Raw genomic sequence first — 26,859 nt, 5'->3', positions numbered from 1 at the left:
CCTGGAGGTCTTTGCTCTGGATAACTGTCAGGGTTTTATCATAATCACATATGAAAGCTGTCTCCATTCCCAGTCCGTTGCCATATCTAGCCCAGATACCCGATCCCCGCGAGTACCTGAAAACCCAACATCGCTGGCAAGACCTGTTGCTCATCTGCTTGATGGCGGTGGGTTCGGGACGGCACAACATCCTGGCCATCAGCCAGTGGGTGAAAGACCAGCGACGCTTCTTGCTGAACGAGGTGCATATCCGTACCCGCCGGGGTGAACGCAAACTACCTGCGCAAGCCACCCTCTACCGCTTCTTTTGGTTTTTGAGCGAGCACTTAGAACCCTTGCAAAAGGCCCTACTATCCTGGGCTCAGGAGGTACTCAAGGCCTTGGGCAAGGAGGGCGATGAACCTTTGCGCGTAGCCGTGGACGGTAAACACCTGCGGGGCACCCGGCGCATCCGGCGAGGGGAAGAGGCGCTGGTCTTTTTGTCGGCGTTGGTTCAGGGGCTGGGGCTCTCCCTGGGCAGCCAGGGGGTTGTTGCCGGTGAGGCAGCGGCGGCGCAGGGATGGGTGGTACGCATGGAGGGGCTGGGGGTGGACTGGGTGCTGACGGGGGATGCGGCCTTGTGCACCCAGGAGGTGGCGGCAGCGGTGGTGGCGCAAAAGGGGGGTATCTGCTCAGCGTCAAAGAGAACCAGGCGGAGCTCAAGGAGCTGATCCAGTGGGCTTTTGCCAGCTACCAGGCTACAGACCAGCATATTCAGCACCAGGTTCGGGGTGGAGAGGTCTGGACATGGCACCTAGAGGTGCTGCCCCTGCCGGAGGCGGTCAGCGGTTGGCGGGGCTCGCAGATGGCCTTGCGGATGCGGCGGAGGGTGGTGCGCAAAAATACCGGGGAGCTGCGGGAGGAGAGTGCCTATGCGCTGACCAGCCTGCAAGCATCGGCCAAGCAGCTGTATACCCTGTGGCGGGGACACTGGGAGGTGGAGAACCGCTTACACCATAAACGAGACACGGTGTTGGGAGAAGATGCCTGCCGCAGCCGCAAGGGGGCGGTGGGGCTGATGTACTTACGGGATGTAATCCTGAGCCTCTTGCATCTCAAAAAGTGGCCGGTGTTGCGCTCGGTTAGAAAGTTCTCGGCTAATCCTAAGGCTCTACTGAAGCTAATCCGAGGGTTGTGATAAAAGCCTGGATAACTGTCTTTTTGAATCCGGTTTCATAAAGTGAAAAATTCAATCCGATCGACAGTATCGTTTATCGCGTTTCCGCAATTACTCGCCCCACGGTAGCGAGCAACTTATCCACATACAGCAAAAAACGCTGTACTGGGTACTCGTGGGAAACGCTCTAGACTATCAAAAGCAAACGATACTGGCGGAATGCGCACAAGTCCTGCGCGGTCGAAGCTTACTGTGGCTCGCACTGCTCCAGGCAGCAGAGCAGCCCCCTGGGCTGGGTGCAATAGCAGTCGGTAGGGTCAGGACGACTCTACCGATGGGCTATTCTAGAAAGTCCTTCAAGCCGTTTTGGGCTTTTGAATAAAGCGCATCACAAAGTAAACCACCGCGGCTACAATCAGCACCGGCACCAACACCCGCAGCAGCGCCCAGACAATACCGGCCAGCCCCTTGAGAATGGTGCCCAGGAAAGTGAAAAGCCAACCCCCCACCCACAGTACTACCAGTGCCGCTACAGCTATCAGGAGGCCCAACACCACCCACTCGAGGATGTCCTGCAACGACCGCTCGTTCATAAGGCTCAGGATAGCACAATGCCGGCTGGCTTCATCCCCCTTTCGGATGAAAACGATCCGCAGCCACCCCACCCGGCCTTATCCCAATCGGTGCTCTGCTCACGTACCATGAGGGCAGTGGAACGCTATCGGCTCAGCGAAGGACTGGTGGTAGGGCGCAAACCGCTCCCGGCCGGCGATGTGATTCTCTCGTTTGTGGGGCCGGAAGGCGCAGCCCAGGCCATCGCCCGCAAAGCCCTGCGGCCCACCGGGCGCAGCGGGCGGCTCTCGCTGTTTCACCACCTCCGGTACCAGGTCTATCAGAAGCCCGGCAACGACCTCCCCACCCTCACCCAGGTGGAGCTGGTGGGGCGGCTCGAGGGGCTCGAGGCCCCCACACGCTTCCCCTATGCCAGCTACCTGGCCGAGCTGGCTTTTCGCATCGCATCCCCCGAGGTAGGCGGCAAAATCTGGCCTTTGCTCACCTCGGGGCTGAAAGGCATCGCCAAACACCCCAACCCCCGCATCGCTCTGCTGTGGGCTGGCTGGCGAATCCTCAAAGCCGCGGGGCTGGCCCCCAACCTGGGGGGCACGGGCCTGTATCTGCTGGATGGCGAGCGGGTGGAGCGGGGCGGGGTTTATCTGGGGCTCGAGGGTATACAGGCCCTAACTGCCATCCTGCGTCTGCCTGGCAGCGAGGCCATTGCGGTACTGGAAGAAGGCGCGCCGCTGGATCGCCTGCTGCTGGCCTTGCTGGCCCACGTGCGCTATGCCGTGGGGGAACTTGGTGCAGCCCAGCTCCTCTCAGGTTCTCATACCAAAGGGTAAGAATGACGCGGATGAAGCTGGCCTTTTTGCTGGTACCTGCCATGGTCACAGCCCTGTTGTTTGGCACCCTCAATCCAAAGCAAACCCCGCCGCCCCCCGCCCCCAGCGGCCAGGAGATCCGCGTGCTGCTTTCTTATCAGCCGGGGGCGGCGTCCTTCGAGGCGAAGTACCTCTTCCCTACCCTGGGCCTGGTTCCGCTGGGAGGAAGCGTACAGATCTCGAGCGGCCCCGACCGCGCAAACCTGCGGCCCGTGGTAACGGTTTTTGCCGACAAACCCCTCACCTTCACCCCACAGAATGGCCGTCTGGTGGCTTCCTTCGAGGGGCTTACCTTTGCCCTGGAGGGCGTGGTTCAGCTCAAAGCCGCCAACCCCGCCCAGCCCGTGCTGTACCGCCTGCTCACCTCCCGGCCCAACCGCCTATCGGAGTACCCCGGCGAACTCTGGCTCGAGCTGCGCAGCAACGGCCTGTTGGTGGTCAATCGGGTGGATTACCAGGACTACCTCAAGGGGGTGCTGCCCAGCGAGATGCCCCCGCACTTTCACCCCGAGGCCCTCAAGGCCCAGGCGGTGGCAGCCCGCACCTATGCCTTCGTCCGGCAGCAGGCCAGCACCTACTGGAAGCAGTTTGGAGCCGATGTGGACGATTCCTCGAGCGAGCAGGTCTACCACCAAACCCGCCGCCACCCCGCCACCGACGCTGCGGTAGAGGCCACCCGCAATCAGATCCTGACCTTTGAGGGCCGGCCCATCCAGAGCTTTTTCTTCTCCACCAGCCCCGGTGCTACCGCCAGCATCGAGGAGGTCTGGATGGATCGGCCCCCCGCACCCTACCTGAAGGGCCGTTCCCAGACCAACCCCGCCCGGGTTTCGCTCGAGAGCGAAAGCGAAGCGCTGGCCTTTTTTCAGGACTGGAACCCCGAGGGCTTTTACGATGCCATCTCACCTTTCTGGCGCTGGAAGCTCAGGCTGAGCCGGGAGGAGCTCGAGGCCCTCCTGCGCCGCACCCTCCCGGAAAGGGCCCGGCTGGCCCCCCAGTTCGTACAAACCCCCGAAGGCCCGCTTTCGCCGGACGCCCCGGGGTTCGAGCTGGGAAGCCTGCAAAAAATCGCCGTGCTGAGGCGCACCACCGGCGGCTACGTGACCGCCCTGGAAATCCAGACCTCCACCGGGCGCTATGTGGTGCAGCGGGAGTCGCATATCCGCAGCCTGCTGCGGCCCGACAAGGCTTTGACCGGAGGGAACGACGTGCGGCTGGAGCTGTGGCAAGGGGAACCACGCCTCAACTTCCCCAGCCTGCCCAGTGCGGCCTTTGCCCTGCAAGAGGAACGTGACGAGCGCGGAAATCTTCTGGGCCTCACCTTCTGGGGTGGGGGCTTTGGGCATGGGGTGGGGATGAGCCAGTACGGTGCGCTGGGGCTGGCCCGGCGGGGGTACGGCTACCAGCAGATCTTGGAGCACTTCTACCCCGGCACCACCCTCACCACACTAAATGCAGATCGGCGCTAAAAAACCCCGCGTCGGACGCGCGGGGTTCTAGGCCCGCCCTAGGCCTACGAGGCCGGCTCTGCGTTCCTCCGGAGCATCACCCCCAAGCGGGGCAGCACATAGTAGTCGAGGCCGATATAGCCCGCCGTGCGCCAGGCCAGCACCAGCCAGGTCGCCACGATGAACATCCAGGGGTTCGAGCTTACCGTGCCCGCCAGCAGGAAGGCCGCGTTCATAAAGCCGGCGAAGAAGGCCGCCAGACCGGTAAAGAGGCCCAGGATGAGCGCCAGTCCTACCAGGATCTCGCCGAAGGTCACCAGGTAGCTGAAGAGCACCTTGTTGGGCAGGGCCACGTTCTGGATGAACCAGGCGTACCAGCCGGTTACGTCGGGGTGGTCGCCGGTGGTCTTGGTCAGGGCCCGCTCGAGAAACCCCCCCACCGCCACACCGGCCTTGTCACCCACCCACGCCGGGTTATTCAGCTTGCCCCAGCCCGCCTCGAGCCACTGCCAGCCTAGGTACACCCTGAGCACCAGCCAGATGGGCGCGAGCCGCACATCCGCAAAGAGAAACCGGGTGATCCTGGGCTCGGGAACCTGCAGGTTGGTGTTGATTCTTGCTGCTGCCATACCTACCTCCTCCTATTTCGAAATTCAAAGTACGACCAAAAGCAAAGCAGCAGTAGGTGAATCTGTACCCAAGCAAATGTCCCTATTGGGCTGCGCTCGAGGGCAGTATGATGACCCTTTGGCTTTTGCAGCCCAAGCCAGTGTCAGCCAGGCTTTTATCATAAGAGCCTATGAATCCCACACAGATACCCAGCCCCTTGCCATACCTGGCGGAGATACCCGATCCGAGGGAATATCTGAAGACCGAGCATGAATGGGAAAACCTGATGCTGATCAGTCTGATGGCCCTGGGCAGCGGTCGGACAAATATCCTAGCCATCGCCCACTGGATCAGGGATCAGGAGAAGTACCTGCTGAACACCCTGAAGCTACGCAACCGCTTCGGGCAACGCAAACTGCCCGCCCAGGCCACGATGTATCGCTTCTTCTGGTTCCTGGATGGGCAGTTGGCAGCCTTGCAGGAGGCCATGCTGGCCTGGGCCCAGGATGTGCTGCGGGCGCTGGGCCGGGAAGAGCCGCTGGCCATAGCCACCGATGGCAAACACCTGCGAGGTACCCGGCGGGGCCGCAAGGGTGAGGCGGCTTTGGTCTTCCTCTCCACCTTGGTGCAGGGATTGGGGCTGAGCCTGGGTAGCACAGCGGTTACGACCAGCGAGGCCAAGGCAGCCGAGGGTTGGTTGGTGCGGATGAGCGACCTGGGGGTGGACTGGCTGATTACGGGGGATGCTGGGGTGATGAGCCCGACCCTGGCCCAGCAGGTGGTGGCGCAAAAGGGGGCTACCTCTTCACGGTCAAGAGTAACCAGAAAGACCTGCAGCAGCTGATAGCCTGGGCCCTGGACACATACCCACCCCACCCGGCTGAGCAGTACCAGCACCACGAGGTGCGGAGCGGTCAGTTGTGGATCTGGACACTGAGCATCGCCCCCATGCCTCCCAGCGTCAGTGGCTTTGCCGGTTCCACGTCAGCGAGGAGACCGACGATGCCATCACCTCGCTGGATCGCACCCCTCAGGGTTTCTATGCCCTTTGGCGCGGGCACTGGCAGGTAGAGAACCGCCTGCACCACCCCCGCGATACCGTCTTTGGTGAAGACGCTTCCCGCAGTCGCAAGGGGGCCGCTGGGTTGATGTATTTCCGTGATGTGCTCATCAACCTTTTACATCTCCACAACCTATCCCCACTGCGCTCCATTCGCTACTTCTCTGCCAACCCCAACGAACTCTACCGGTTGTTGTGCCCTTCGTGATAAAAGCCTAAGTGTCAGCAAAGTGGGACATTTCAGAGTGCGGTACGATACGAATGTGAAACACCCCGTGGTTCCACAAGCCGTCAAAGGGCGCCTGGTGCTACCGGCTGGGGTGCGTAAGGTTTTGCAGCTGCGGGAGGGGGATCGTCTGCTGTTGCGGCTGCGGGACGATGGGGTGATCGAGCTGGTCAAGGCAGAGGACATTGCAATGGGAAGCAAGGGGCTTCTGAAACGTCTTTATCCTGCCCTGAAGGGAAACACACTGGCTCGAGAGCTGAACCAGGAACGGCGCCGGGAGGCCCTGCAGGAATGAGCGTGGTGCTGGATGCCTCGGCCTTGCTGGCCTACCTCAACCAGGAGGCAGGGGCCGAGGAAGTCGCTGGGCAGATGGTTGGAGGCATCAACGCCGTCAATCTGGCCGAAGTCTACAGCAAGGTAACCGAGTGGGGCCTGGACGCGCACCTGCTGGAGCAGACCTTGGTACGTCAGGGTTTGCTGGGATTAGAAGTAGTGCCCTTTGGCCCCCAAGACGTCCAGCTCGTGGCAACCCTGCAACCCCTGACAAAAGCCCTGGGGGATTGGGTCTGTCTGGCGTTGGCTATGCGGCTGGGATTGCCAGCCGTCACCACCGACAGCGCCTGGAACCACCTCGAGGCAGGGGTTGAGGTGCGGGTCGTGCGTTAGGACAAACTCCGAGTGCCTCGGCCAGCTGGGCCTCCGCCATAGGGGCAGGCGTGCAGGGCAATCGGGGTACTCGGAGCACCGCCAGCGCCCACAGTCTGGCCCGGAAGTACGGGGTGAGCAGCGCAACGGCCTGGTGGTGTGGGTGCAGAGTTCAGTCACACAGCAGACCAGAAGCGCTGCCAGCGTGCTTCCAATAGAACCCGGCGGGGATCGCCGGGGTGCAGCTGGGCCAGGACAGCCTGCCAAAATTCCGGGTCTTCCTCTTGCATGGCCAGCTCGAAGGCCGGCTGGATCGCCCCTTGGGAAAGCAGCGTTTTCTTGAGCAGCGCCGAGATCTCCTCGCGGGCTTCTATCACCACCGGGGCGTCCGAGCCGGGCAGGAGCGGCCCCCCATAAAGCGCCAGTGCACCTTGCAGACTGCCGCGCAAGAGCCGCTCCCGAAGCTCGACGAAATCGGCCCAGACCCGGCCTATAAGCCGGTAAGGACGGCTCATCACCAGGTTGAGCCGCTGCCGCAGTCGCCGAACCTCGGCTTTCGCCACCTCGGCCCTACCCCCCTCGCCCCAGACCCTAAGGGCCAGCTGCTCTGCGCTCAGACCGGCGGGGTTGAGGACCAGGGCCACCAGAATCTCCCGCTGCCGTGGGGTGAGCTGGAGCGGGGCCCCCTCGAGCCAAACGCCCTCACCCCCCAGAAAGTGCAGCCGGAGCCGCGGGGCCGGCTCGAGCAGGGCAAAAACCTCTCGAAAAAAAGCCGCCGAACCGGCCAGAAAGGCCCGCCCCTCTGGGCTCAACCCCTCGAGGGCCCACGAGGCCTCGGCCAGGGTGGCGCGGGCCCTGGCCGCCAGGCCCAGGCTGAGGTAGGCCCGGGCCAGGTACAGGGCCGTCATGGCCGCGCGGGGCGCGCTGGGTCGCCGCAGGAAACGCCCCAGAAGCTCCGCCAGGGGCTCCACCGCCTCCGAAGGGTTCGCTAAGGAAAGCGGCATCAGGTAGGCCAGCTCACCCCAGTCGCGAAGCGCCTCCGGGGTTTCCGCCCCCAGCACCCTGGCCTCCAGGCCCAGCGCCCGGGCCTCTTCCAGCCGGCCCAGTTCCAAAAGTGCTCGCACCTGGCGGGCCAGAAGGGGCAGCCGACGAGCCCGGATGGGCGGCAGCTGATCGTCCATAGCTCTGTAAGCCCCAAGGGCCGCCTCGGCCTGCCCCATAGCCAGCCAAAAGTCCCCCTGGGCCAGCAGGGCTTCTGGATGCTTTGTCTCCAGCGGCGGAAGCGCCTCCAGCCGTCCCCCTAAAATCCGGGCGTAGCCCCACGCCATGTACAAGGCGTTGCGCAGGGAGGGGTGCTTTAGCCCAATGGATTCAGCAACCCGCACGCCCCAGGCCGCCCAGACCTCGGCCTGGGCATAAGCCCCCAGGGTCACCTCGAGCAGGGCCAGGGCCGCGGCCGCCTGGGCCGCCCGCTGCGGCTGGCCCGCGGCCTCGGCCTGCCGTAAGGCCTCGCGCAGCCAGCGCCCCGCCTCTTGGGGGCTGCGCAAAAAGGCCGCGGTGGCCAGGGCGTAAGCGGTCAGGAAGCATGGGCTTTGCCGATAGGCTTGCTGGGCCAGTTCCAGGGCCTGGGAAAGCTGGCCGCGCTGCCAGGCGATCTGGCTCAGGAGGGCCTGTACCTCGGGGGGCGGGGTGTGGCTTAGGTCGGGGAAGTGCAAAAGCGCCTCTTCCTGGCCGAGCTCCAGGGCAAACTCGAGGGCATAGCGCAAAAGCAGCGGGTCGGGAACAGGGGTCTGGCGAAGCCGCTCCAAGCACCAGGCCAGCCCTTCCCGGTGCTGGCCTGCGGCCCAGGCCGCCTCCAGATCCATGGAAGCATCTTATGGGGGTGTGCGCAGGCGTACAAGCAACCGCAAACCGCCCGCTTACAGCGGCCGGGACAGCCGCCGGGCCGCAATAACAGCCCCCAGCACCGCCCAGCCGAGAAGCACCAGCAACGGGTACAGCCCTATCCCATCGCCTTTGAGGGCGGCCTGGATCAGAAGGCCCAGGTGCTGTATCGGCAGCAGCGAGGCCAGGGCCGCTGCCCACTCCGGAAGCATCCCACGCTGGGCCGCCACCGGGAGCAGAAACAAGGGAAAGAGGGTGGCATTGACCAGGTACGAGGCTGCGCTCGCGGTGCGTACCAGACTGCCCACCACCAGTCCCCAACTCCCAAGTACCGCAAAGCCCAGCACCAGGCCGGGCAGCAACCCGGCGAAGTTGGCCAGGCCAAGGGGCAGGCCCAGCCCAAAGGCGCCCAGCCCCAGGGTAAGCGCCAGCGCAAGCGTCCCCAGCAGCGCACAGGCCGCCACCCTGGCCGCAATGTGCACGACCATAGGCAGGGGTGTGCTCCGTAGCCGCTTGAGTAAGCCGACTTCCCGGGCCGAGGCAATGCCCATCGCCAGACCCGCGTACGCCGCCATAGCCAGCGCCAGCGCGGCTACCAGGGCCGTAGCCGAAAGAACATCTGGCCCGGACTGCCGGCTCCAGAAGAGCAGCACCAGCGGGGGGAAAGCAAAGGTGAAAAAGGTGGCGGCCCGGTCCCTGAGGTAAAGGCGGGTCTGCCAGCCGGTCTCACTGGCCAGCAAGCGAAGGGGCGACGGCGTTTGGCGAGTGATGTTCATGTGAGGCTCCTTTCAACAGGGCCAGGTAGGCTTCCTCGAGGGTGGGGGGTTGTATGCTTACCTCCTCGAGCCCTACCCCACTTCCCCGCAAAGCCATAAGGTCTTCGTCGGGCCGCAAGCTGGGAAGGGTGACCCGATCCCCCTCGACCCTGGCCCGCACAGCCAACGCAGGAGGCAGCGTAGCCTCAGTCCGCCGGAAGCTGATTTGGTAAGGAAGGCCGGCCTGGGCGATCATGGTCTGGGGGGAACCGTCGAAGATAAGCTCCCCTCCTCGCAGCAGCAACACCCGCCGACCCAGCCGTCTGGCCTCCTCCAGGTTGTGGGTGGTCAGAACGAAGGTCACCCCGCGATCCGCTAGCTCTTCGATAAGAGCCCAGATGAGCAGCCGGGCTTCCGGGTCAAGGCTGGCGGTGGGTTCGTCCAGGAAGATCAGGCGGGGCCTGCCCAATAGGGCTACGGCGAGCTCGAGCCGCCTACGCTCGCCCCCGCTCAGGTTGCGCACCCAGCGATCCCGCCGATCCGCGAGGCCCAGCTTTTCCAAAAGCTCCGGGGCTGGAAGGGGGTCGGGGTAGTAGCCGCCGAAGAGCTCGAGGGTCTCCCGGACGGTCAGCTCTGGGTAAAGCCCTGCTTTGTCCTGGAAGACAAATCCCATCTGCCTCCGCACGCCAGGCGGCAGGTGCGGGACATAGGCCCCCAGAACCCTGGCCCACCCCGCCGTGGGCCGCAGAAAACCACCCAAAATATCCAGGGTAGTGGTTTTGCCCGATCCGTTCGGCCCCAGTACCACCACCCGCTCGGCCACCCCCACCGTAAAGCTGATGCCTTTCAGCGCCGGAATTGAGCCGTACTGTTTGCGCAGGTCGGAGACCTCGAGGATGCCCACTTCAGATCCTCCGAGAAACAAACGGGCCGAACCCCGGAGTGGCCCGCAGGCCATCACCCCCTGCTGTGCACCGTCCAGGCCCAGATCGGACTCGATATCCGCGGCGCTGACCGCCCTTGTGAAGAAACAACCCAGACCAAGCTTTGTCGAAACAGGGTATGTCCATAACCCTCCGAGCACCTGTGCCACCCCCTCGATCACCTCCGTTTTTCCTCAACCTAGCCAGCTCGAGGTAGCAAGCAGGTAGCGAAGGAGCCCACTCCGATTCAGCCCCCGTACAGCCAGGAACCTCGCGCACCGGTGATGTTGTAGGGCAGCGCGTTAGAGCAAAGCCCTGCGATACGTCAACGCCTCGGCCAGGTGGGCTTCCTGAATGTGCTCGGCTCCTGCGAGGTCGGCGATGGTGCGGGCCACCCGCAGGATGCGGTCGTAGCTTCGGGCACTGAGCGCCAGGCGCTGGGTAGCGGCCTGCAAGAGGGCCTCACCGGAGGGGGAGAGCGCGGTGTGCTGGCGCAAGGCTCGGCCAAAGAGTTCGCTGTTGAGCTTCCCCTGGCGGGCTTTCATCCGCTCCCGGGCCGCCAGCACCCTTTCCCTGACAACGGCGGTAGGCTCGCCTTCGGGGGCTCGAGCCAGCTCCTCGGGGGTGAGGCGGGGCACCTCCACCACCAGATCGAAGCGGTCGAGCAAAGGTCCGCTGATGCGGCCCACATACCGCGTGCGCTGGGTGGGGGTGCAGGTGCAGCTCTTCTGAGGGTCGCCGTACCAGCCGCAGGGGCAGGGGTTCATAGCCGCAATCAACAAAAACCGCGCGGGATAGGTAAAACTAGCCCGGGCCCGGGCGATGGTCACCACCCCGTCCTCCAGGGGCTGGCGCAGCACCTCCAGCACATCGCGGGAAAACTCGGGGAACTCGTCCAGGAAGAGCACCCCCCGGTGGGCCAGGGAAATTTCTCCGGGCTTGGGGACGGTGCCCCCGCCGATCAGGCCCGCATCGGAGACGGTGTGGTGCGGGCTGCGGAAGGGCGGGGTCTGGATCAGGCCGCGCAAAAGCCGTCCGGCAGCGGAGTGAATGCGGGTGACCTCGAGCGCCTCCTGGTTCTGCAAGGGCGGGAGCAGCCCCACCATGCGCTTGGCCAGCATGGTCTTGCCCGAGCCCGGGGTACCGGTCATGAGCAGGTGGTGGCCACCGGCGGCGGCGATCTCCAAAGCCCGCTTGGCCTTGGCCTGGCCCTTCACGTCCAGCAGATCGAGGATCGCTTCGGCGGGTTCGGACTCCAGGCTGGGGCAGGTGGGGGCCAGGTCTTCCTGGCCTTGCAAGAAGCGCACCGCCTGGGCCAGGTGGGCCGCCCCGAAGACCTGCACCCCTTCGATGAGGGCCGCTTCCTGGGCCGAGGCCTGGGGCATCAGGAGCCGGTAGCCCTCCTGGTAGGCCCCCAAGGCCAGGTTCACCGCGCCGGGCACCGCGCGCAGTTCGCCGTCCAGGCCCAGCTCGCCCGCCGCGGCAAAGCCTTGCAGGGCCTCGAGCGGGATGACCCCCTGCGCGCAGAGCAGCCCCAACGCGATGGGCAGGTCGTAGTGGGTGCCTTCCTTGCGCAGCTCGGCCGGGGCCAGGTTGATCACCACCCGCCCCTGGGGGTAGGGAAACCCGGCGTTCTTGAGGGCTGAGCGCACCCGCTCGCGCGACTCCTCCACGGCCTTGTCGGGCAGGCCCACCACCGCATAAAAAGGCATCCCCTGGGAAACGTCCACCTCGACCGTGATGGGCTGGGCCTCGAGGCCAAACAGACTGTAGGTGCGTACCTGCGCCAACATGCCTTTCAGTCTACGTGCTCGACCGCCGCTTCTCCCTCGTTCTGGAGGGGCAAGGCTTCCCGTGGGGTAGATAACCCTGGGGTACTGGCGCTGTTATGCTGTTAGCCGATGAGCGGTGCAGAAGACCCCAGCCTTCCCCGTCGCCGGATTGGAGAAGTGTCGTACGTGCTGTTTTTATCGGCACCCAGGGTGATTGCCGATGGGGTGCGGGCTCACTTAGAAGCGCGCCGGATTCCGGTACACCTCGAGACCCCCTTTAGCCTGCCCGAGGCCTACCTGGGCACCTACACCGGGAATGTGAGCCTCTGGGTGCCCGAGGCGCTGTACCACGAGGCCACCCTGATTCTCGAGCGAGACCACCAAGGAGAAGCGTCATGAGCGTAGTGGGAATTGACCTAGGCGGAACCAAGATTATGGCCGGGGTGTTCAGCGAGGGCGTGATTAAGGCCAAGGTGACCGTACCCACGCCGGAGGAAGGCGGCCAGGCCGTGGTCGACGCCATGGCCCAGGCCGCCAAGGCCGCCATCGAGGCCGCGGGCGTGGGGGTGCAGGCCATTGGACTGGGCACCCCGGGGCCCCTCGACTTCAAGCGGGGCCGGATCAAGTTTGCCCCCAACATCGCCAACTTTACCGATTTCCCCATTGTGGAGCGGCTCGAGCAGGCCACCGGCCTCAGGGTCTACATGGAAAACGACGCCAACGCCGCAGCCCTGGCCGAACACAAGCTGGGGGCCGCCCAGGGCGCCGAAAGCACCCTCTACATGACGGTCTCAACCGGGGTGGGGGGCGGCTTTGTCTGGGGCAACAAGGTGCTGCGCGGCGTGAACGGACAGGGGGGCGAGATCGGGCACATCACCATGCAGCCGGGCGGCCCCCTGTGCGGCTGTGGGCTGGACGGTTGCCTCGAGGCCCTGGCCACCGGCCCGGCCATGGAGCGCATGGCGCTGGCTTCCTTCAAGCGTGAAATGGGCACCCGCGAGCTGTTCGCGCTTTTCCAGCAAGGCGACCCCCGTGCCAGCCGCATCGTGTTGCAGGCAGCAAGCTGGGTGGGCATCGCGCTGGCTTCCCTGGTCAAGTGCTACGACCCCGAAGTAATTGTCCTGGGTGGCGGAGTGGCCCTCAACGCAGGCCCGGCCTACCTCGAGGAGGTGCAGCGCAGCTACCACCGCTACATGGAGAACTGGATTACGCCGCCCCTCCACCTGGCCAAGCTGGGGGGCGAAGCCGGGCTATTGGGGGCGGCCCTGACCGCAGCCATCGAGATCGGCGAGATCTAGCCCGGCCCTTCTCCACTGCTCGAGGCATCCAGCCAGGCCATCTGCGCCTCGGAAAGACAGATTCGCAAAGCCGCTGCGTTTCCCTCGGCCTGGCGGGCGTTTTTAGCTCCAGGAATGGGAAGGGTGCCTTTTTGTATGCACCAGCGCAGGGCCACCTGGGCAGGGGTGGCGCCCAACGATTCAGCGATCCTGTGAAGAGCCTGGAGCAGTGCGGGAATCCGGGCCTTGTGGGTGACGTAGCGCTGGGCCCGGTAGCGGCCGGGTGGAGGGTTTTCCAGGCTGTACTTGCCGGTGAGCCAGCCCATAGCCAGCGGGCTGTAGGCCATCAGTACGATGCCCTCGGCCTGCATGGCGCGCAGAAGGCCCGTCTGCTCGGGTTTGCGCTCGAGCAGGTGGTACTCCACCTGGTTGACCGCCAGGGGAACCCGGTGCTGCTCGAGCACCTTGGCCACACGCTCGAGCTGCTCTAGGTTATGGTTGGAGACCCCCACCGCCCTGGTCAGCCCCTGCTCGTAGGCTTCGGCCAACGAAAGGGCCCACTGCTCGAGCGGCACCGGCCTCCAGGGCCAGTGCAGCAAATACAAGTCGATCTGGGGCAGCTGCAAGCGCTGCAGGCTTTTCTTGAGCGCACCCAGGAGCGTCTTGCGGGAGAGCCGCCAGGGGTAGGGAAATAATTTGCTGACCACCAGGGGCTTGGGCTCATAGGTGTGGTAGAAGCGCCCGATCAGCCTTTCCGAAAGACCAAAGCCATAGAACTCGGCGGTGTCAAAAAGCCGCACCCCTCCCTGCAGGGCCGCTCGGTAGGCCGCCTCGGTATCGTCTGCTTGGTAGCCCTGGCCGTAGCCCCAGACCAGCCGGTCGCCCCACTGCCAGGTGCCGATACCCAGGGGTGGAATCGCCGGAAGCCCCTTGATTTGAATCCGTTCGCTCACCCCTCGAGCCTACCCTGCCCATCCGGCCCAGGTATGTGACATATGAGCAGCCCGGCTACCCCTGCACCACATCGAAATAGGCCTCCTGCAGCCGATTCACGATGACCTCGAGGCCCTTGTCTATAGCCCGGTCGAGGTTTTCTGCCGGGATGAGCGGAACCCCGGCGCCTCGAGCCAGTTCAACCAGGTGCTGCTGGATTAGGCGAATTTCACTGAAGTACTGCGCATAAGCCCCACTGGTGCGCGACCCTCCGGTCTCCCGCTCGCGCAGGGCAAAACGGTCGCGGTGCAGGGCCTCGTCCTCGAGCACCAGCATGATAGGAATCTGAATGACCTCGTGCTGGTACTGGTGGGTCATATAGCCCGGCACCACATGCACACCCTCCACCACCAGCGAAGTTTTTTCCCGGGCGCTGCGCTCCTGAATGGCCCGCAGACCCACCGCCACCCTCGAGACCTGATCGCGGAACCCTTGCATCACCAGGGCCGCACTGGGTTCGGCTTTCTGGGGCATGGCCAGCACCCGCCACGACTCAAAACTGCTGGTGTGCAGGGTGGGCAGCAGGTCTTTGGGGATGGTCGCCCGCAGGATCTCCCGCACCGCGTCGGTCGAAATGATGCGGGTAATGCCCAGCCGGTAGGCCAGCGCCGAGGCCAGCACGCTCTTCCCCACCCCCGCCACCCCTCCAATCAACAGGTGCACCGGCTTCACGGCCCGCCGGATGCTGCGCAACAGGTGGTAGCGCCGGGCCACCTCCTCCCCTGCCTCCTCCATCAGCTCCTCGGCGACCGCTTTGCGCAGGTCGTCGCGCTTGACCACCGTCGAACCGCTATCGCGCAGACGGCGTTCCACGTCGCGGGCCAGCCGGTAGGCCGCATCGGGTGAAAGCCCCACCGCCATCACCGACTGGGCCAGCACCCCTTTGGAAAAAGGCACCCGCGGCTCACCCTCGCCTTCTTCCACAAAAATTTCTCCGGCCAGGGCCTGCCTTCCGGCATAGCGGTTTTTTGCAGCAGGCCCAAACAACTCTTCAATCTCGGCTGCAATGCGCTGCTCCAGCTCGTCGGCGTCAATAGAGCGCACCCCGCTGCGGCGCAGGCGGTTCTCCAGCGAGCGGGCAATGGTCTGAGCCTCGCGCATAGAAAACCCCGCATCCTCCAGGCTGCGCACCAGCACCCCCTTGGAGAAAGGCCGGCGGCGGTAGCCCTCCCTGACCACAATGTCTTCAAAGGCCTGGGTCTGGCCCTTAAGCCGTTCGGCCATCTCGGGGCCAAAGTTTTTTTCCACCTCTTGAATCAGCATCTTCTTAAGCGCAAGGGCAGTAACTTCTGGCTTTTTGCGGGCCCGCAGTTGTTCTTCGATGGTGTGGGCTACCGACATGGCCGGCTCCATCTTGAGGCCCGCCATCATCATGGACTCCACCAAAAGCCCCTTCGAAAACGGCCACCGAAACCCCCCAGGTGTCTTGATAAACACTTCGCGCACGGTTCAATCGTACCCGAAAAAGGTTTGACACACCCCATTCGCAGGTGCTAACCTAACGCTTGCTGAACCCCTTCAAGGGGCAGCGGGCGCGGCGCTGTAGCCAAGTGGTAAGGCAGAGGTCTGCAAAACCTCCATTCACCGGTTCGAATCCGGTCAGCGCCTCCAAAGATTCTCCGCTTGTTTTAGCGAGAATACCGGATTGAAGCCCTATGCGGGCGCGTAGCTCAGATGGCTAGAGCACTACCTTGACACGGTAGGGGTCGTTGGTTCGAGTCCAATCGCGCCCACCACGTTCCCAACGAGAAAACCCCCTTATGCAAAGACTGCATAAGGGGGTTTTTGGTGCAACCGTGGTGCAACGCGCCTAGTTCAGGGTGCGAGGGGTGGGGTTCAGCAGCTCGCTCAGGGGCACGGCCACCTCTTCGAGTTCCCACGCCGAAACCGAGCGGTAGATGTCCAGGGTGATCGAGGGCCGGGCGTGTCCCAAACGGCGGCTCACCAGCTCGATTTGCCGGGTCTTCTGGGCGAGTAGCGTGGCGTGGGTGTGGCGCATCATGTGCGGCGACAGGTGGGGCAGCATGGCCGCTTCGATGGCCCGCGTCACTTCCTCTTCGGGTTGGCCGCGCATGGCCTTTCTAAGCTCTTTGCCCCGCTTCGCATTGTGGGTCTTGATGATCTGGCCCATGTCCCGGTTCACGTTGCGCGGGTGCAGGGGGTGGCCGGTGCTCGAGGGGAACACCAACCCCGAATCGTACCACTCCTTCCCCAGGATGCGGCGCTCTTCGGCTAGCTTGGCCCGCCATTCCTCCAGCACGGCGGCCACGTCCGGCCCGAAGCCCACCACCCGGCGGCTGGTGCGGGTCTTGGGCGGGCCGATGTGGACACCGCCCTTGTCCGGGGTTAGGGTCTGCTCCACCCGAAGGGTGCGGCCCTCCAGGTCCACGTCCACCCAACGCAACCCTAGCAGCTCCTCTCGCCTCAGGCCGGTGGCAAACCCCAGGTAGAACAGCGGATACAGCCGGTAGGGGCGGGCCACCTCGAGGAAACGGGCCACGGTCGCGGCGTCCCAGGCTTTGACCTTGCGGGTCGCGGGGGCGGCCTCCAGCTTCACCGGGCGGGCTACGTTGCGCGGGATGAGCTCCATGACCACGGCGCGTTCAAGGGCGGCCTCGAGGGTGCTCAGCACCTCACGGCGGTAGGAAGGGGCTAACTCCTTGGCCTCCAGGGCGCGGGCGAAGGTGTGGACGTGCCCCGGCCTCAGCTTGCGAAGCTCCATGCTCCCCAGGTGTTGGGTGATGTGCTTGGCGTGGGCCTCGAGCTTGAGCCGGTAGGTGGGCGCGGCGCGGGTGGCCTTGGCCTCGACCCAGGTCTTCACCCACTCGCCCACCGTCAGGCGTTCGTGCGTGGCTAGCATCCCCTGGGCGGCAGCTACCTGAAGTTCACGGGCCTTCTGCATGGCCTCTTCCGGGGTGTGGCCCGTCACCCGGCGGCGGTCCAGCTTCCCATCCGGGCGGCGGCCTACGGTCACTTGAACGCTCCACGAATCCCCGCGCTTCACCGGCTTGGAGCCAAGGCCGTTAGCTCGCTTGCGTGGTTCTGGTTTACTCTTGCCCATCCCGCACCACCTCCAGCACGTCACCCACCTCGAGCCGTTTACCCGTGAGCCGTTCTAGGGCGCTAAGGATGCGCTCGAGGGTTCCGAAGTCCACCCCACCCACACGGTTATGAACGATCTTATGCACCGCTTGCGGGGTCAGGCCCGATTCCTTTGCCAGCCGATAAGCGCTGATCCGGTGTTCGCTCAGGACTTGCTCAAGTCGCCATTGCACCTTAGTCACCCCTCCATCATTCAGCCCGGTTTATGTTCTCACCTATAATCAACCATCAGTTGATTATTATAAGGGTGCGGTAGGCTCAAGTCCAAACACAGAGCCCCCGGCTCATCACCGGGGGCTCGAGCTTTGCTAGGGCTTCAGCAGCACCAAAAGCCCCCCGTCAGCGGCCCGGTGACGCTGGATGGCCTTCACCAGAGCCGGGTGAACCTCTACCGGCACGAGTGCCTCTGGGCGGTCGGCGGCTAGCAGCAGCAACAAGACCATCACCGGGCGGCCCTGCTCGAGGGCCTTCACACCCGGCGAATCGGCCTCATCGGCCCGCACCGCGAACCAGGACGGGGTATCCCCTCGAGCATCAAGCCACAGTCCGACAAAAGGTGCGTCGGCATCTAGCAGGCTTTGCGCGGCTTGTTCGAGTTTGGCGAGTCGGGTCTTCATGCGGCACCTCGGTACTGCGATAGAGCGCGCTCGAGGGTTTCAAGGCGGGCCTCGAGGTCGCCCAACTCGGCTAGCTTGATCAGGGCTGAGGCGGCTTGGGCGGTGGCATGAACGGCCCGAAGCCTCACCTGCGGGTCACCATCCTCGAGCAGGTTTACGGCGGTTTTCAGGCCCCGCTTAAGGGCGCTTCGGGCCACGTTCAGATCGGTGGTTTTTGACGGCGGGCGCGGCATTATCTCACCTCCGGGGAGGGGCTACCCCCCCTCCCCTCTGAACATCTTCTGAACCGGCGGCACCGGGATCTTGTAGTCCTGTGCACCAAAGTGCAGCGCGGCGGCTAGGGTCTCATCGAGCTTGGGCAGGTATTCCTCAGCCGCTTCGAGCGCATCCACAGCGGCGGCCTTCTCTGGTCCAGCCAGGCCCCGGCGCAAGCGGGCCATAGCCTCTTTGTACTGGTACTTATCGGCCTCGTCACCGTCCTGGACGAGCTTACCCACCGTTGGGGAGGCCAAGTAGTGCTGTAGCGCGGTGTCTTGGTGCTCGAGGGCGTGCTTCACCAGCTTATCGAAGCGCTCGCCAAGACGACCGGGGGTGTTGGCCCAGAGGGTTTGAAAGTTCGTGGCCGCGAGCAGTTGGGCCGTCTCGCTCGGCGGGTTGGGCTTGGAGCGGGCCTCGAGGTTGGCGAGGTAGGTGGCGCGGGCTTGGCGGTACTCGTTCACGAGCGCCTCAAGGCGGTTCTTGAACGACTGACGAAGGGCGTCCCAGGCTTGCGATTTGCCCAATGGGGAAAGGGACTCGTCACGGTCAATCAGCGCGGCCCGGCGGGGGTAATCGGCAAGGGCGGCGAAGATTTGGCGCACCGGGCCGGTGATCGAGTCAGGGGGGTTGAGCTTGGAGACGATTTCCTCGCTGGTTGCGGCTAGAAGGGTCTGGGTGCTGTTGGTCAACATGAGCGTACTCCTATGAGGGTTTGAGAGGGGACTTAGGGTCGAGGGCCTGAGGGCTTGCGGCGGGGGTAGGGGGCGCTCGAGCCGATAGGGCAAGGGTAACGCGGGTCATGGCTCCCACCCGGTGGGCCTCGAGGGTGGCGTATAGCTCGGTAGGGGTTCCCTCCCAGGGGCCAGCCTCGAGCAGTCGGAGCAGGGCGGGGGGTAGGTGGGGATACCTAGGCGGCATGGCCCACCTTTTCCTTGCGTCGCACCACCGCCACAGGGTGATTGCCTGCGTATAGGGCCACCCCCTCCCGTGGCTCGGGGTAGTAGCGGCGTACCTTGTTCAGGGCCTCGAATAGCCACCCCTCAGGAGTGTGGGTGGGCATACCGGGCCAGCGGGCGTGGGCCTCGAGGTCAGCCCGGCTAGGGCGCACCAGCCGGGCCACCACCTCCCCGTCCGCTTCCACAACTAGCAGGGGGTGGCCTATCTCCTCGAGCTTGTCTACCAGTTGGGGCAGCAGGGGGTAGAGCGCGTGCCAGGGGTTCACAGCAGTTTCACCTCCCAGTCCCCCCCCTCTTCCTCATCCGCTGCTTGCGTAGCGCGGCTACCCCTTATATCTCCAGGAGTGGGAACAGTGGGAACAGTGTGTTTTGTGCCGTCCTGGACGTGGTTTAGGCTGTTCCCACTTTTTCCGCTGTTCCCACTCGCGAGTGGGAACACCTCCGAAGCCGCACCAGAAGGGGGTTTTTGTTCCCACTCCTGAGTGGGAACACCCGGATTAGTGGGAACAGGGTTTATGCCGTCCTGGACAGTGTTGTGCTCATTGTTCCCACTGTTCCCACTTTTAGCGATATATACCCCTGCCAGGTGAATCACTCGGGCCAGCTCACCCCCAACCCTGACCCGGGCCTGATACCGGGTTACCCCTGCCTCAACCCGAGCGTGGATAGCCCCGCGCTCCGCTAGCCGCTTCCACAGGGTGCGTTCTGTGGGTAAAGGTTCGCCCGACTCGTTCGCCAAACGGGCCAGCACGGTATAGGTGGGGGTCGGGTCGAGGTACAACCCGTGGGTTTCGAAGTCGTCCGGTAGCCACCCAACCTGTGGCCCTAGGGGTTCCCACACGCCGTGCGCGTCAGGGTGGCCGCTGGTGGTTTCCCGGTAGCGCCAGCCCCAGTGGGAGGGGTCGGAGAGGTAATCCTCTATGTCCCGCCCGGGTCGCCAGTTCAAGGGCATGAGGTGGCCCCGTCCCATGCGTAGGGCGGAGAAGAGTAGCCCACCGAAGCGTTCTACGGGGTCCGAGCCGCGCTGGTGCTCCCCCTGTGCTTGCAGCACGTGGCCCAGGGCCTCGAGCACTTCGCCCTCGAGGGCGGCCTGGTCTGCCCCCACGGCGGCGGCATAAGCGCGGTAAAGCTCCCACACAGCGTGAAGGCGGGCTAGCGCATCCGTAGTGCGGGCGTGACTACTGCTGTAGCGAGGTCGGAGCGCTTCTATCTGACTCCGCAAGCGGTCGCGGTGGGCCTCGAGGTCTCGGGCCAGCCAGCGCACCCAGCCGCTCAGGGCACGGGCGTACACCCCCTCACGGGCTTGGGTTTGGGCCTCGGTGAGCAGGGGTAAGCGCACCTCGCCCCTCTCTAGCTCGAGGAAGAGGCAGCGGGCACGGATGGAATGACCCGGCGGTAAGTCCTCCCCGGTGACCAGAAGGCTACCTCGAGGGGGCCTATCCCCTGCCAGTGAGCCGTCAGCCCGCATCCTCCCACGGCCTGTGGCGTTGCCTTGGGAGCGCAACAGCCGGGCAGCCTTGGCCTGTAGCTCCTTCTGTTTCTGCTCAGACGCTTGTGGTGCGTAGTCGTCCACCAGCAGCAAGGCATCCTTAGCGGTGAACGCGTAGCCCTCGAGGGCGTTGGCGGTACCTTCCCAGCTTGCGGGTGGGGCCTCGTGCCAGCCCCACAAAGACTGAACCACCAGGGCTAGGCTGGTTTTCTGGCTTCCGCTAGGCCCTGCTAGGTAGAGCGAGAAGGGGCTGTGGCCCAGCGGTGCGGCCAGGGCGTAAAGCAACAGGGGCACGCTCACCCGTGAGGGGGCCACCTCGCGCAAGCCCCACAAGGTGGGGATGGCCTCGCGCTCGGCCTCACCCTCGGGGGGGTCGGGTAGGGCGAAACCCTCGAAGACGCGGCCAGGGGCAACCTCGAGGGCTTCCGCACTCCCCTCTGCTCCGATACCGCCCCCAGCATGGAGGTACACCCACTGCTCGCCAACCTTCGCCCAACCCAGGTGGCGGTACACGGTAGCGCGGCGTAGCCCCTCCAGGCTCAAGAACTGGATCGCGGCGCGCAGGTGGTCCCGGTTGGACTGGCCCGGTAACACCACAGCCTCGCTTCCCCAATGGCGGGCTACCCAGTTGAGGGCGGAAAACTCAGCCGCCCTGACTAAGGCCACGGGCTGAGACCGGCCTGTGGAGGTGTAGCCTTTGACCTCAAACAGCGTCTCGGCCTCGAGCCCGTCGGTTGCGATTATTTCGCGCTCGATGACGGCGCAGAAGTTGCTTAGCGGGTAGTAGCCCACCCGCTGCTGTTCGCCCCGCTTTTCCGGCTTGGCGGCCCAAATCTGCCCGCGCTCGATCTTGTAGCGCGGTTCCCCGAGCACCAGCCCGCCTCCGGTGCGGCCATCCAGGGGGCATGTGGGCGCTTCCGCAGCCTCGCTCGCCCGGGCTTTCTCCAACGTGCCCTCTCCGTAGGTTCTGCCGTCGCTAAAGCGTTTCTCATCCCACTTTGGGCGGTAGAGCCCGCTTTGCCGGAAGAGCCGATCCACCCGGCCCGTGTCGTTGCCGCACCACCACATGAGGTGTTGGGTCAGGGCCAAGTCGGCTTCAGACTGGGAGGGGTAGCCGCTGGTGTCGCCGTCCCACAACCGGCGAATCTTAGCCCCGTGCTTGCTCGAGAACATGCGCTCGAGCAGGGCGGTGTCGTCGAGGGCCACAGGTTGGGGGGCTCCTTTGAGCGTTTCCTGCTTTCGCGGGAATATCTCAGCTAACAGGGCCTCGAGTTCGGCTTGGCGGTCCTCGAGGTCTTCGGGGTACCCCGTCCAGTGCCAGCCCGTGACGGTGAAGAATCGCCCGTGGTCGTACACCTCGAGGTCCACACCGGGGGCTAGCTGCTTGCGGTTGCCGATCCCGTCGGGTAGCTTGCCCCTTAGCAGGACGTGGCAACCCTTCCGGCTTGGGCTCCACTCGGTGTAGGAGTTCAGCCTATCCACGATGGTCTGAGCCTCGAGGGGCACGCCTTCCCCAGCCCACGCTTTCCAATCGAGGTCCACCCCCACGATGCCGCCATCCTTGGCGAAGACGAAGCCCAGGCCGTCGAAGTTGCCCGCCTTGAGGGCCTTCACGGCGCTTTCAAAATCAGTCCAGGTGGTAGGGTCGTTACTCCTCGCGGGCTTGCCCGACGGCTGATAGGGGGCCTTGGTGCGCTTGCCGTCCCGCTCGACAAAGCGCCACAGCACCCATTGGTTCAATGAACGCAGGGAGGAAGGCACGCTAGCGAGTCGCATCCTTCCACCCCTTCATGAACCCGTCAATGAGCTTGGAAGCCTCGAGCCGATTAGCGGGTGTCGGCCCACGGTACCCCAGGTTGTGGAGGTAGCGTAGCTGTTTTTCGGTCGGGGGCTGTCCCGCCATCCAGCGCTCTATAGCGGTTTCCGACCGCTCGGCCTTGAGCCGTTGTCGCTCGCGCAGGGGCAAGCTTTCCCACCACAAGGCCCAGCGAGCCCCGGCTAGCAGGGCCTCGGGGTCCAGCTCGGCCAGCAACCTCAAGGTGTGGGCGGCCTCGTTCCAGGTGCGACGGGCGGCCTTCTCGAGGGCGTAGCCCACCACCTGGTGAGGCTCGGAGCACCCGGCGCGTACCGCCTCGAGCAGGCTGTTAGCGGCGGTGCTCCGTTGCTCGGGGGGGAAGTGTGAGAGGAAGGCCAGCCGAGCATGTAGAATGTCGTTAGGGATTCCCACAGTCAGCCCCCCTACTCAGCCCCGCCAGCCCCGGCGGGGTTTTTGATTAGTGCCACGAGGTCGGCCCCCTCACGGCTAGCCTGCTCGAGGAAAGCCTCGAGGTCGTCTACCCGCACCAGATAGCGCGTCCCGGCCCGCACGTGCGGGAGGCGCTTCGCCAGCGCGTACGCGATTTGGCGCGATAGCCCGTAGGTGCGCCGGATATCAGAGGGGGCCAGTAGCCGTTTTCCGGTGGTTGCTGTCGGTTCCCTAAGCATACCGGCCCCATCGTGGGGCCGGGCATGTAAACTCGTGTTTTTTGACGGGAAGTTAACGTCTTCTAAGTGGGCGTAGCTCAATCCCTAGCGCTTCGGCAAGCTCTTTTTGAGCCTTCAAGATAGTCAAGTCTGGCCGTTCGGTCCCTCGGTAACCCCTGGACTTAAGCCGTCTGGCTAGCACTTGGTTAGGGGTTCCTTTGCACTGCCGTTCAGCTAGCCACCTCAGGTGCTCTTCAAGCTCGCGCTTGCGCTCGAGGTCCCAGCCTTGTGCTTCGGCCTGTTCGCGCACCTCGGCTATGTAGTCCTTCAGAAGCCACACCATCCGCTCCAGGTATGCCGCCTCTGACTCGTCTTCAGGATTCCACGCGGGGAGGCGCGGGGGGCCAAAGCTCAGGGGGTCATACACCACAGCCGGGCCTATCCCCCACCCTCGCGACAACGATCTGTCTTCGGGGTATCTCTCCCAAAGCTCTAGGACTTACGCAGTTGGGTGAAGGATGTGTATGGGATTGGCCAGGTAACTTCGTATCGCCTCGCGGATAATGCTTGCCTTGGACTCATACCAACTCACCCCCGTTCGCAAGCGGTACACCTCCAGCCTCAGAAAAGCACGTAGGGACAGAAGAAGGTGGCCCAGGATAGAGGCCCTCTTTCTCACCTGGGCCCGCTCCACCCCGCAACACCCCTTGAGCCCCCGGTGGTAGACCTCGATACCCCAGCCTGCCCGCTCCAACTCCCCCCGCCGACCTTCAGTCATCCCCAGGTCGTTGGTCGCCCAGTGCTCCGCGTCCCCGTCTTTCGAAACCGTCCGGAACACCCTGACCAGACCAAAACCCCTCAGGTGCACCACCCGCCCCTCCGGCGGTATCTCCACCTCGCTCACCGGCCGAAGCCCCTCCCTATCCGGGTTCACCTGCCGGTTCCCCTTCAGCCGCGTGAGGAAGCGCCAGCCCAGGCGAGCAATCTCCTTCAGGTTCTCCAGCGAAGCGTACCAGCTATCCATTAGCACGTACGCTGGAGCAAACCCCCGTCCCTTGGCTACCCGCAGCATCTCCATAAAGTGCTCGTTCTTGGTCTTCCCTTCCCAGGGCTTGTCATAAATCCTGAAGTCGCAGGGGATGAGGGCCTGGCCCTCCGTCCACAGCAGGGTCATGAGGGCGATCCCCTTGACCACCCGCTGGTGCTTGCCGCTCCAGTGGTAGGTCACCAGCTCCATCCGCTGGGCGTAGGGTTTATCCAGGGTGGTGTCGTCCAGCACCAGAAGCCCCCGGGTGGGCTCCACCACGGCCCTGGCCTCCTGCCACAGCGCCTCCGTGTCGGGAGGCTGACGCTGGAGCAGGCGGGTGAAGGCGTCGTGGGCGGGAGCGCTGGGTTCCTCGGGTTGGCAGCGGGCGGCCTCGGTACAGGTGAAGACCTTCTGGGCGGCGATGAGGAAGTGGATATAGTCCAGGTCGGTGCACTTTGGGGGGTTCATGGCAGCTAACTCCTCTTGGCCTGTTTGCTTTGCAGAAAAGGGTAGCCGAGTAGAGGGGTGAGGGGCAACTGCGTAACTCCTAGCTCGAGCCGGGCTAGCCCGGCCTCGAGGGCCTGCGGATGATAAATCCACCAGCGCCTAGCCCACTCCTCGAGTCCGTGGTACAAGCCGGTAAGAGCCTCCAGGGCAGGAGCTAGAGCCGGAGAAATCTCCGCCAAGTCGGGGGCCTCCTCCACGTGGCTTCGCAAGCGGTCGAGGCTGACGCGCCAGCCGTCACCGATCCGCCAGCCGGTTTCTTTGGTCAGCTTCACGGCTTCGATGTAGGCCGGGAGCAGCTTGCGCAATTCTTCTAACACCTCACGATGCTCTTTGGCGATTATGGCTAGGAATGCTTGCCAGTATTCCCAGGCCCGGACGTTTTTGGGTGCGTAGGCTGTCAGCAATTGCCCCCTCCACCCGGCCACCGGTAGAATAGGGGAAGCCCCGCACAGGCTCCCCGGCTAATGGCCGGGGTTTTGTTCGATTGTACCACCGGGTTCCCTCGTTTTCTCATGGTGCAACCGTGGTGCAACGGGAAGCCCGGAATACCCTGGTAAGGGGTGGAAAGCGGTAGAATCGGCAAAGGGAGTTTTAGTGTCCTGGACATGTATTCTGTGGGGTGTCCCGGCATTATACAGAACGCCTTGGAAGGCCAAAAATAGCATTGACACGGTAGGGGTCGTTGGTTCGAGTCCAATCGCGCCCACCACGTCCAGCACGAGAAACCCCCTTTATGCAAAGAGCGCATAAAGGGGGTTTTTAGATGCAGCCAGGCTACCTTCGGCCGGCTCACTCCAAAGCCTGTTGGGCCGGTTTAACACCCAAAAAGCGAAACGGATACTCGTCGCTCAGCTCGGCCCGGCCTTCGTTGACCAGCTCCTGCATCAGCTTCATCAGGCGTCGGCGGGACATGGGGAAGCGGGCCTCGAGGTCGTCGTAGGTAAGGGGGCTTTCGATGAGCGCAGCGGCCACCGCTGCTTTGAGTTCGGCCCACTTGCCGGCCCTCGAGCCCCGGTCTTCACCCAGCAAACAGGCCACCGCCTGGTCGCGCAAGACGGTGGCCTCGATAATGCTCAAACCCAGGCTGGGGGCCAGATCGGCCAGCGATTCGCCCCGGGCGTAGGCTAAAACCAGCATGGGCTGGGGCTCGGGCAATTCCTCAACCGCTTTCTCCAGCGGTACCCCCAGGCGCTGTTCCACGGCCAGACGAAAGCGGCGGCCCTGGATTTGCGCGGTATTGTCTTCTTCACGGAGTTTTTTGAGGGCGCGAATCTCCACCTGGCGCACCCCCTCGGGGGTCAGGTCGAGCCGCCCTCCAATGGCCCGCAGGGTCTCGCCCGACGCCCGGGCCAGCAATACCTCGCGCTCGAGCGGATAGAGTAGCTCAAGGCGGTCAGCCAGCTGGCTTGGTGATATACCCTTACTCAGAAAATATTGTCCCGGCGTTTTTTTAGGCATATATACTAGGAACTCTCCTACGGTTTTAGATTATAATGACACAAAGGGTGCCACAAAGCCATTCGCGTACCCGCAATTTGCGTTGTGCAGAACCGGGCATTGAAAAGGCAAGAACCTATGAAACAGGCTGCCATTCTCATAATGACATCAAAGAATAACCCGTCTTCCATGCGCTCCACCACCGGCACGGGCTGGAGCAAACTCTACCAGGCCGCCGACTGCTACCTCGATCTCAGCTACAAACAGGACGGCCCGCAGAGTCTACTGCTAGGGCAGTTGCTCCGTCAGGGCGGGGTTAGTTTCACCTCAGCCAAAGCCACGCTGCTAGACCCCAAGGGAACACCCGTTCAGGTAGCAGAACTAACCCCCAAAGCAGGTTTCCGCATGGTGGTTGGAGATCTGACCGCACACCGGCTCGAGCTCACCCTCGACCAGACCACCTTCGATATAGCCCTTTCCTGAGCCGCATAAGGCCCGGCTGTGCTGGGTGGTGCAAATATCACAGCCCGGCCAGCAAGCTGCCCCTAGACTGAACTCATCTGCCTCGGTCGAGCGGGGTGGGTAGCACAATGTGATTTATGCACTTTGTAAACGAAGTGCAGGTTTTGCCTTGTCGGTATTGACCGCACAGGGGGTCGTGGGGTATTTTCTTCTCCAAGGTTGGAAGTCAAAAAATAAAAGCGCTTCCACATCGTCTAGGAGGAGGAAACTATGAAGAAGCTCGCCTTCAAAATCGCCACCCTGATCGCCGCCCTGGTCGCCCTGGCCGTAGCCGCTGGTGCCGACACGACCTGG

32 protein-coding genes and 2 tRNA genes are annotated in these 26,859 nt (G+C 64.0%); 13 read left to right on the top strand and 21 right to left on the bottom strand.

Features of this window, described 5'->3' with window-relative positions:
* Positions 1-50 precede the first annotated feature (50 nt).
* Positions 51-710 (top strand): transposase family protein, encoded by a 660-nt coding sequence (locus MTAI_RS15195; RefSeq protein WP_245392050.1) that lies wholly within the window; start codon positions 51-53, stop codon positions 708-710.
* Positions 620-1,177, top strand: coding sequence for a DDE transposase family protein (locus MTAI_RS15190; protein WP_245392049.1), 558 nt, complete (start codon positions 620-622; stop codon positions 1,175-1,177). Before MTAI_RS15195 ends, MTAI_RS15190 begins: the two co-directional genes overlap by 91 nt.
* Before the next feature lie 335 nt (positions 1,178-1,512).
* On the opposite strand, the gene MTAI_RS02245 is transcribed toward MTAI_RS15190, so the two are convergent.
* Positions 1,513-1,749, bottom strand: a complete 237-nt coding sequence (locus tag MTAI_RS02245) for a hypothetical protein (RefSeq protein ID WP_027887455.1) — start codon at positions 1,747-1,749, stop codon at positions 1,513-1,515.
* A gap of 108 nt (positions 1,750-1,857) precedes the next feature.
* Between MTAI_RS02245 and recO the strand changes: the two genes are divergently transcribed.
* Together recO and MTAI_RS02235 are read left to right on the top strand one after the other, a co-directional pair.
* On the top strand, positions 1,858-2,556 hold the full coding sequence (gene recO / locus MTAI_RS02240) for a DNA repair protein RecO (RefSeq protein WP_043982182.1): 699 nt from the start codon (positions 1,858-1,860) through the stop codon (positions 2,554-2,556).
* 11 nt (positions 2,557-2,567) lie between these two features.
* Entirely contained in the window at positions 2,568-4,064 is a 1,497-nt protein-coding gene (locus MTAI_RS02235) for a SpoIID/LytB domain-containing protein (RefSeq protein ID WP_027887453.1), read from the top strand.
* Between the two features lie 44 nt (positions 4,065-4,108).
* Here the strand turns inward: MTAI_RS02235 and MTAI_RS02230 are convergent, their stop codons facing one another.
* The gene (locus tag MTAI_RS02230) at positions 4,109-4,672 is read right to left on the bottom strand and encodes a TQO small subunit DoxD (protein WP_027887452.1); all 564 of its coding nucleotides are present in this window, start codon (positions 4,670-4,672) and stop codon (positions 4,109-4,111) included.
* A gap of 170 nt (positions 4,673-4,842) precedes the next feature.
* Between MTAI_RS02230 and MTAI_RS15185 the strand changes: the two genes are divergently transcribed.
* From MTAI_RS15185 to MTAI_RS02215, 4 genes are all read left to right on the top strand, one after another.
* The gene (locus tag MTAI_RS15185; RefSeq protein ID WP_245453120.1) at positions 4,843-5,496 is read left to right on the top strand and encodes a transposase family protein; all 654 of its coding nucleotides are present in this window, start codon (positions 4,843-4,845) and stop codon (positions 5,494-5,496) included.
* Between the two features lie 76 nt (positions 5,497-5,572).
* Positions 5,573-5,920, top strand: coding sequence for a hypothetical protein (locus tag MTAI_RS15180; RefSeq protein ID WP_052488391.1), 348 nt, complete (start codon positions 5,573-5,575; stop codon positions 5,918-5,920).
* 55 nt (positions 5,921-5,975) lie between these two features.
* Complete coding sequence (locus MTAI_RS15175; protein ID WP_027888862.1) at positions 5,976-6,233, top strand: AbrB/MazE/SpoVT family DNA-binding domain-containing protein; 258 nt, start codon at positions 5,976-5,978, stop codon at positions 6,231-6,233.
* On the top strand, positions 6,230-6,604 hold the full coding sequence (locus tag MTAI_RS02215; RefSeq protein WP_027888861.1) for a type II toxin-antitoxin system VapC family toxin: 375 nt from the start codon (positions 6,230-6,232) through the stop codon (positions 6,602-6,604). Before MTAI_RS15175 ends, MTAI_RS02215 begins: the two co-directional genes overlap by 4 nt.
* A 155-nt stretch (positions 6,605-6,759) precedes the next feature.
* Here the strand turns inward: MTAI_RS02215 and MTAI_RS02210 are convergent, their stop codons facing one another.
* The 4 genes from MTAI_RS02210 to MTAI_RS02195 all read right to left on the bottom strand — a co-directional run bounded on the left by MTAI_RS02210 (position 6,760) and on the right by MTAI_RS02195 (position 11,938).
* The gene (locus MTAI_RS02210) at positions 6,760-8,448 is read right to left on the bottom strand and encodes a winged helix-turn-helix domain-containing protein (RefSeq protein ID WP_027888860.1); all 1,689 of its coding nucleotides are present in this window, start codon (positions 8,446-8,448) and stop codon (positions 6,760-6,762) included.
* Between the two features lie 54 nt (positions 8,449-8,502).
* On the bottom strand, positions 8,503-9,243 hold the full coding sequence (locus tag MTAI_RS02205) for an ABC transporter permease (RefSeq protein WP_081698434.1): 741 nt from the start codon (positions 9,241-9,243) through the stop codon (positions 8,503-8,505).
* A complete protein-coding gene (locus MTAI_RS02200) occupies positions 9,194-10,126 on the bottom strand; it encodes an ABC transporter ATP-binding protein (RefSeq protein ID WP_043983225.1) in 933 nt (310 codons plus the stop codon). Before MTAI_RS02200 ends, MTAI_RS02205 begins: the two co-directional genes overlap by 50 nt.
* A gap of 321 nt (positions 10,127-10,447) precedes the next feature.
* Positions 10,448-11,938 carry a YifB family Mg chelatase-like AAA ATPase gene (locus MTAI_RS02195; protein WP_027888858.1) on the bottom strand — a complete coding sequence of 497 codons (1,491 nt, stop codon included), beginning with the start codon at positions 11,936-11,938 and terminating at the stop codon, positions 10,448-10,450.
* Between the two features lie 108 nt (positions 11,939-12,046).
* On the opposite strand from MTAI_RS02195, the gene MTAI_RS02190 reads away from it, so the two are divergent.
* Both MTAI_RS02190 and MTAI_RS02185 read left to right on the top strand, forming a co-directional pair.
* A complete protein-coding gene (locus MTAI_RS02190) occupies positions 12,047-12,316 on the top strand; it encodes a hypothetical protein (protein WP_081698432.1) in 270 nt (89 codons plus the stop codon).
* Entirely contained in the window at positions 12,313-13,215 is a 903-nt protein-coding gene (locus tag MTAI_RS02185; protein WP_027888856.1) for an ROK family protein, read from the top strand. Before MTAI_RS02190 ends, MTAI_RS02185 begins: the two co-directional genes overlap by 4 nt.
* Here the strand turns inward: MTAI_RS02185 and MTAI_RS02180 are convergent.
* Together MTAI_RS02180 and MTAI_RS02175 are read right to left on the bottom strand one after the other, a co-directional pair.
* Positions 13,212-14,147, bottom strand: a complete 936-nt coding sequence (locus MTAI_RS02180; protein ID WP_043983223.1) for an aldo/keto reductase — start codon at positions 14,145-14,147, stop codon at positions 13,212-13,214. The genes MTAI_RS02185 and MTAI_RS02180 overlap by 4 nt on opposite strands.
* 55 nt (positions 14,148-14,202) lie before the next feature.
* Positions 14,203-15,633 carry an ATP cone domain-containing protein gene (locus MTAI_RS02175; RefSeq protein ID WP_027888854.1) on the bottom strand — a complete coding sequence of 477 codons (1,431 nt, stop codon included), beginning with the start codon at positions 15,631-15,633 and terminating at the stop codon, positions 14,203-14,205.
* Between the two features lie 90 nt (positions 15,634-15,723).
* On the opposite strand from MTAI_RS02175, the gene MTAI_RS02170 reads away from it, so the two are divergent.
* Positions 15,724-15,798 (top strand) — tRNA-Cys (locus MTAI_RS02170).
* 48 nt (positions 15,799-15,846) lie between these two features.
* Positions 15,847-15,923, top strand: a tRNA-Val gene (locus tag MTAI_RS02165).
* A 74-nt stretch (positions 15,924-15,997) separates the two neighbouring features.
* Here the strand turns inward: MTAI_RS02165 and MTAI_RS02160 are convergent.
* The 13 genes from MTAI_RS02160 to MTAI_RS02100 all read right to left on the bottom strand — a co-directional run bounded on the left by MTAI_RS02160 (position 15,998) and on the right by MTAI_RS02100 (position 26,064).
* Positions 15,998-17,161, bottom strand: coding sequence for a tyrosine-type recombinase/integrase (locus MTAI_RS02160; RefSeq protein ID WP_187388581.1), 1,164 nt, complete (start codon positions 17,159-17,161; stop codon positions 15,998-16,000).
* A 73-nt stretch (positions 17,162-17,234) separates the two neighbouring features.
* Entirely contained in the window at positions 17,235-17,462 is a 228-nt protein-coding gene (locus MTAI_RS02155) for a helix-turn-helix domain-containing protein (RefSeq protein WP_187388580.1), read from the bottom strand.
* Positions 17,463-17,597: 135 nt separating this feature from the next.
* A complete protein-coding gene (locus MTAI_RS02150) occupies positions 17,598-17,906 on the bottom strand; it encodes a hypothetical protein (RefSeq protein WP_187388579.1) in 309 nt (102 codons plus the stop codon).
* A complete protein-coding gene (locus MTAI_RS02145; protein ID WP_187388578.1) occupies positions 17,903-18,139 on the bottom strand; it encodes a hypothetical protein in 237 nt (78 codons plus the stop codon). The genes MTAI_RS02150 and MTAI_RS02145 overlap by 4 nt, the downstream gene beginning before the upstream one ends.
* Positions 18,140-18,160: 21 nt before the next feature.
* Entirely contained in the window at positions 18,161-18,856 is a 696-nt protein-coding gene (locus tag MTAI_RS02140; RefSeq protein WP_187388577.1) for a hypothetical protein, read from the bottom strand.
* A 10-nt stretch (positions 18,857-18,866) separates the two neighbouring features.
* On the bottom strand, positions 18,867-19,082 hold the full coding sequence (locus tag MTAI_RS02135; RefSeq protein WP_187388624.1) for a hypothetical protein: 216 nt from the start codon (positions 19,080-19,082) through the stop codon (positions 18,867-18,869).
* Positions 19,072-19,386 carry a hypothetical protein gene (locus MTAI_RS02130; protein ID WP_187388576.1) on the bottom strand — a complete coding sequence of 105 codons (315 nt, stop codon included), beginning with the start codon at positions 19,384-19,386 and terminating at the stop codon, positions 19,072-19,074. The genes MTAI_RS02135 and MTAI_RS02130 overlap by 11 nt, the downstream gene beginning before the upstream one ends.
* Positions 19,383-22,385, bottom strand: coding sequence for a phage NrS-1 polymerase family protein (locus MTAI_RS02125; RefSeq protein WP_245453127.1), 3,003 nt, complete (start codon positions 22,383-22,385; stop codon positions 19,383-19,385). Before MTAI_RS02125 ends, MTAI_RS02130 begins: the two co-directional genes overlap by 4 nt.
* Positions 22,372-22,836 carry a hypothetical protein gene (locus tag MTAI_RS02120; protein ID WP_245453126.1) on the bottom strand — a complete coding sequence of 155 codons (465 nt, stop codon included), beginning with the start codon at positions 22,834-22,836 and terminating at the stop codon, positions 22,372-22,374. Before MTAI_RS02120 ends, MTAI_RS02125 begins: the two co-directional genes overlap by 14 nt.
* A gap of 11 nt (positions 22,837-22,847) precedes the next feature.
* Positions 22,848-23,093 (bottom strand): MerR family transcriptional regulator, encoded by a 246-nt coding sequence (locus tag MTAI_RS02115; protein ID WP_187388575.1) that lies wholly within the window; start codon positions 23,091-23,093, stop codon positions 22,848-22,850.
* A 478-nt stretch (positions 23,094-23,571) separates the two neighbouring features.
* Positions 23,572-24,567, bottom strand: coding sequence for an IS701 family transposase (locus MTAI_RS02110; protein ID WP_187388574.1), 996 nt, complete (start codon positions 24,565-24,567; stop codon positions 23,572-23,574).
* Between the two features lie 5 nt (positions 24,568-24,572).
* A complete protein-coding gene (locus tag MTAI_RS02105) occupies positions 24,573-25,010 on the bottom strand; it encodes a hypothetical protein (RefSeq protein ID WP_187388573.1) in 438 nt (145 codons plus the stop codon).
* A gap of 385 nt (positions 25,011-25,395) precedes the next feature.
* The gene (locus MTAI_RS02100) at positions 25,396-26,064 is read right to left on the bottom strand and encodes a sigma factor-like helix-turn-helix DNA-binding protein (RefSeq protein ID WP_027888853.1); all 669 of its coding nucleotides are present in this window, start codon (positions 26,062-26,064) and stop codon (positions 25,396-25,398) included.
* Positions 26,065-26,232: 168 nt separating this feature from the next.
* Between MTAI_RS02100 and MTAI_RS02095 the strand changes: the two genes are divergently transcribed.
* Positions 26,233-26,526 (top strand): hypothetical protein, encoded by a 294-nt coding sequence (locus tag MTAI_RS02095; RefSeq protein WP_223299652.1) that lies wholly within the window; start codon positions 26,233-26,235, stop codon positions 26,524-26,526.
* Positions 26,527-26,859: the final 333 nt, after the last annotated feature.

Source organism: Meiothermus taiwanensis WR-220, assembly GCF_003568585.1.
Lineage (GTDB): Bacteria > Deinococcota > Deinococci > Deinococcales > Thermaceae > Meiothermus > Meiothermus taiwanensis.
This window is presented reverse-complemented; position numbering and strand designations above follow the sequence as displayed.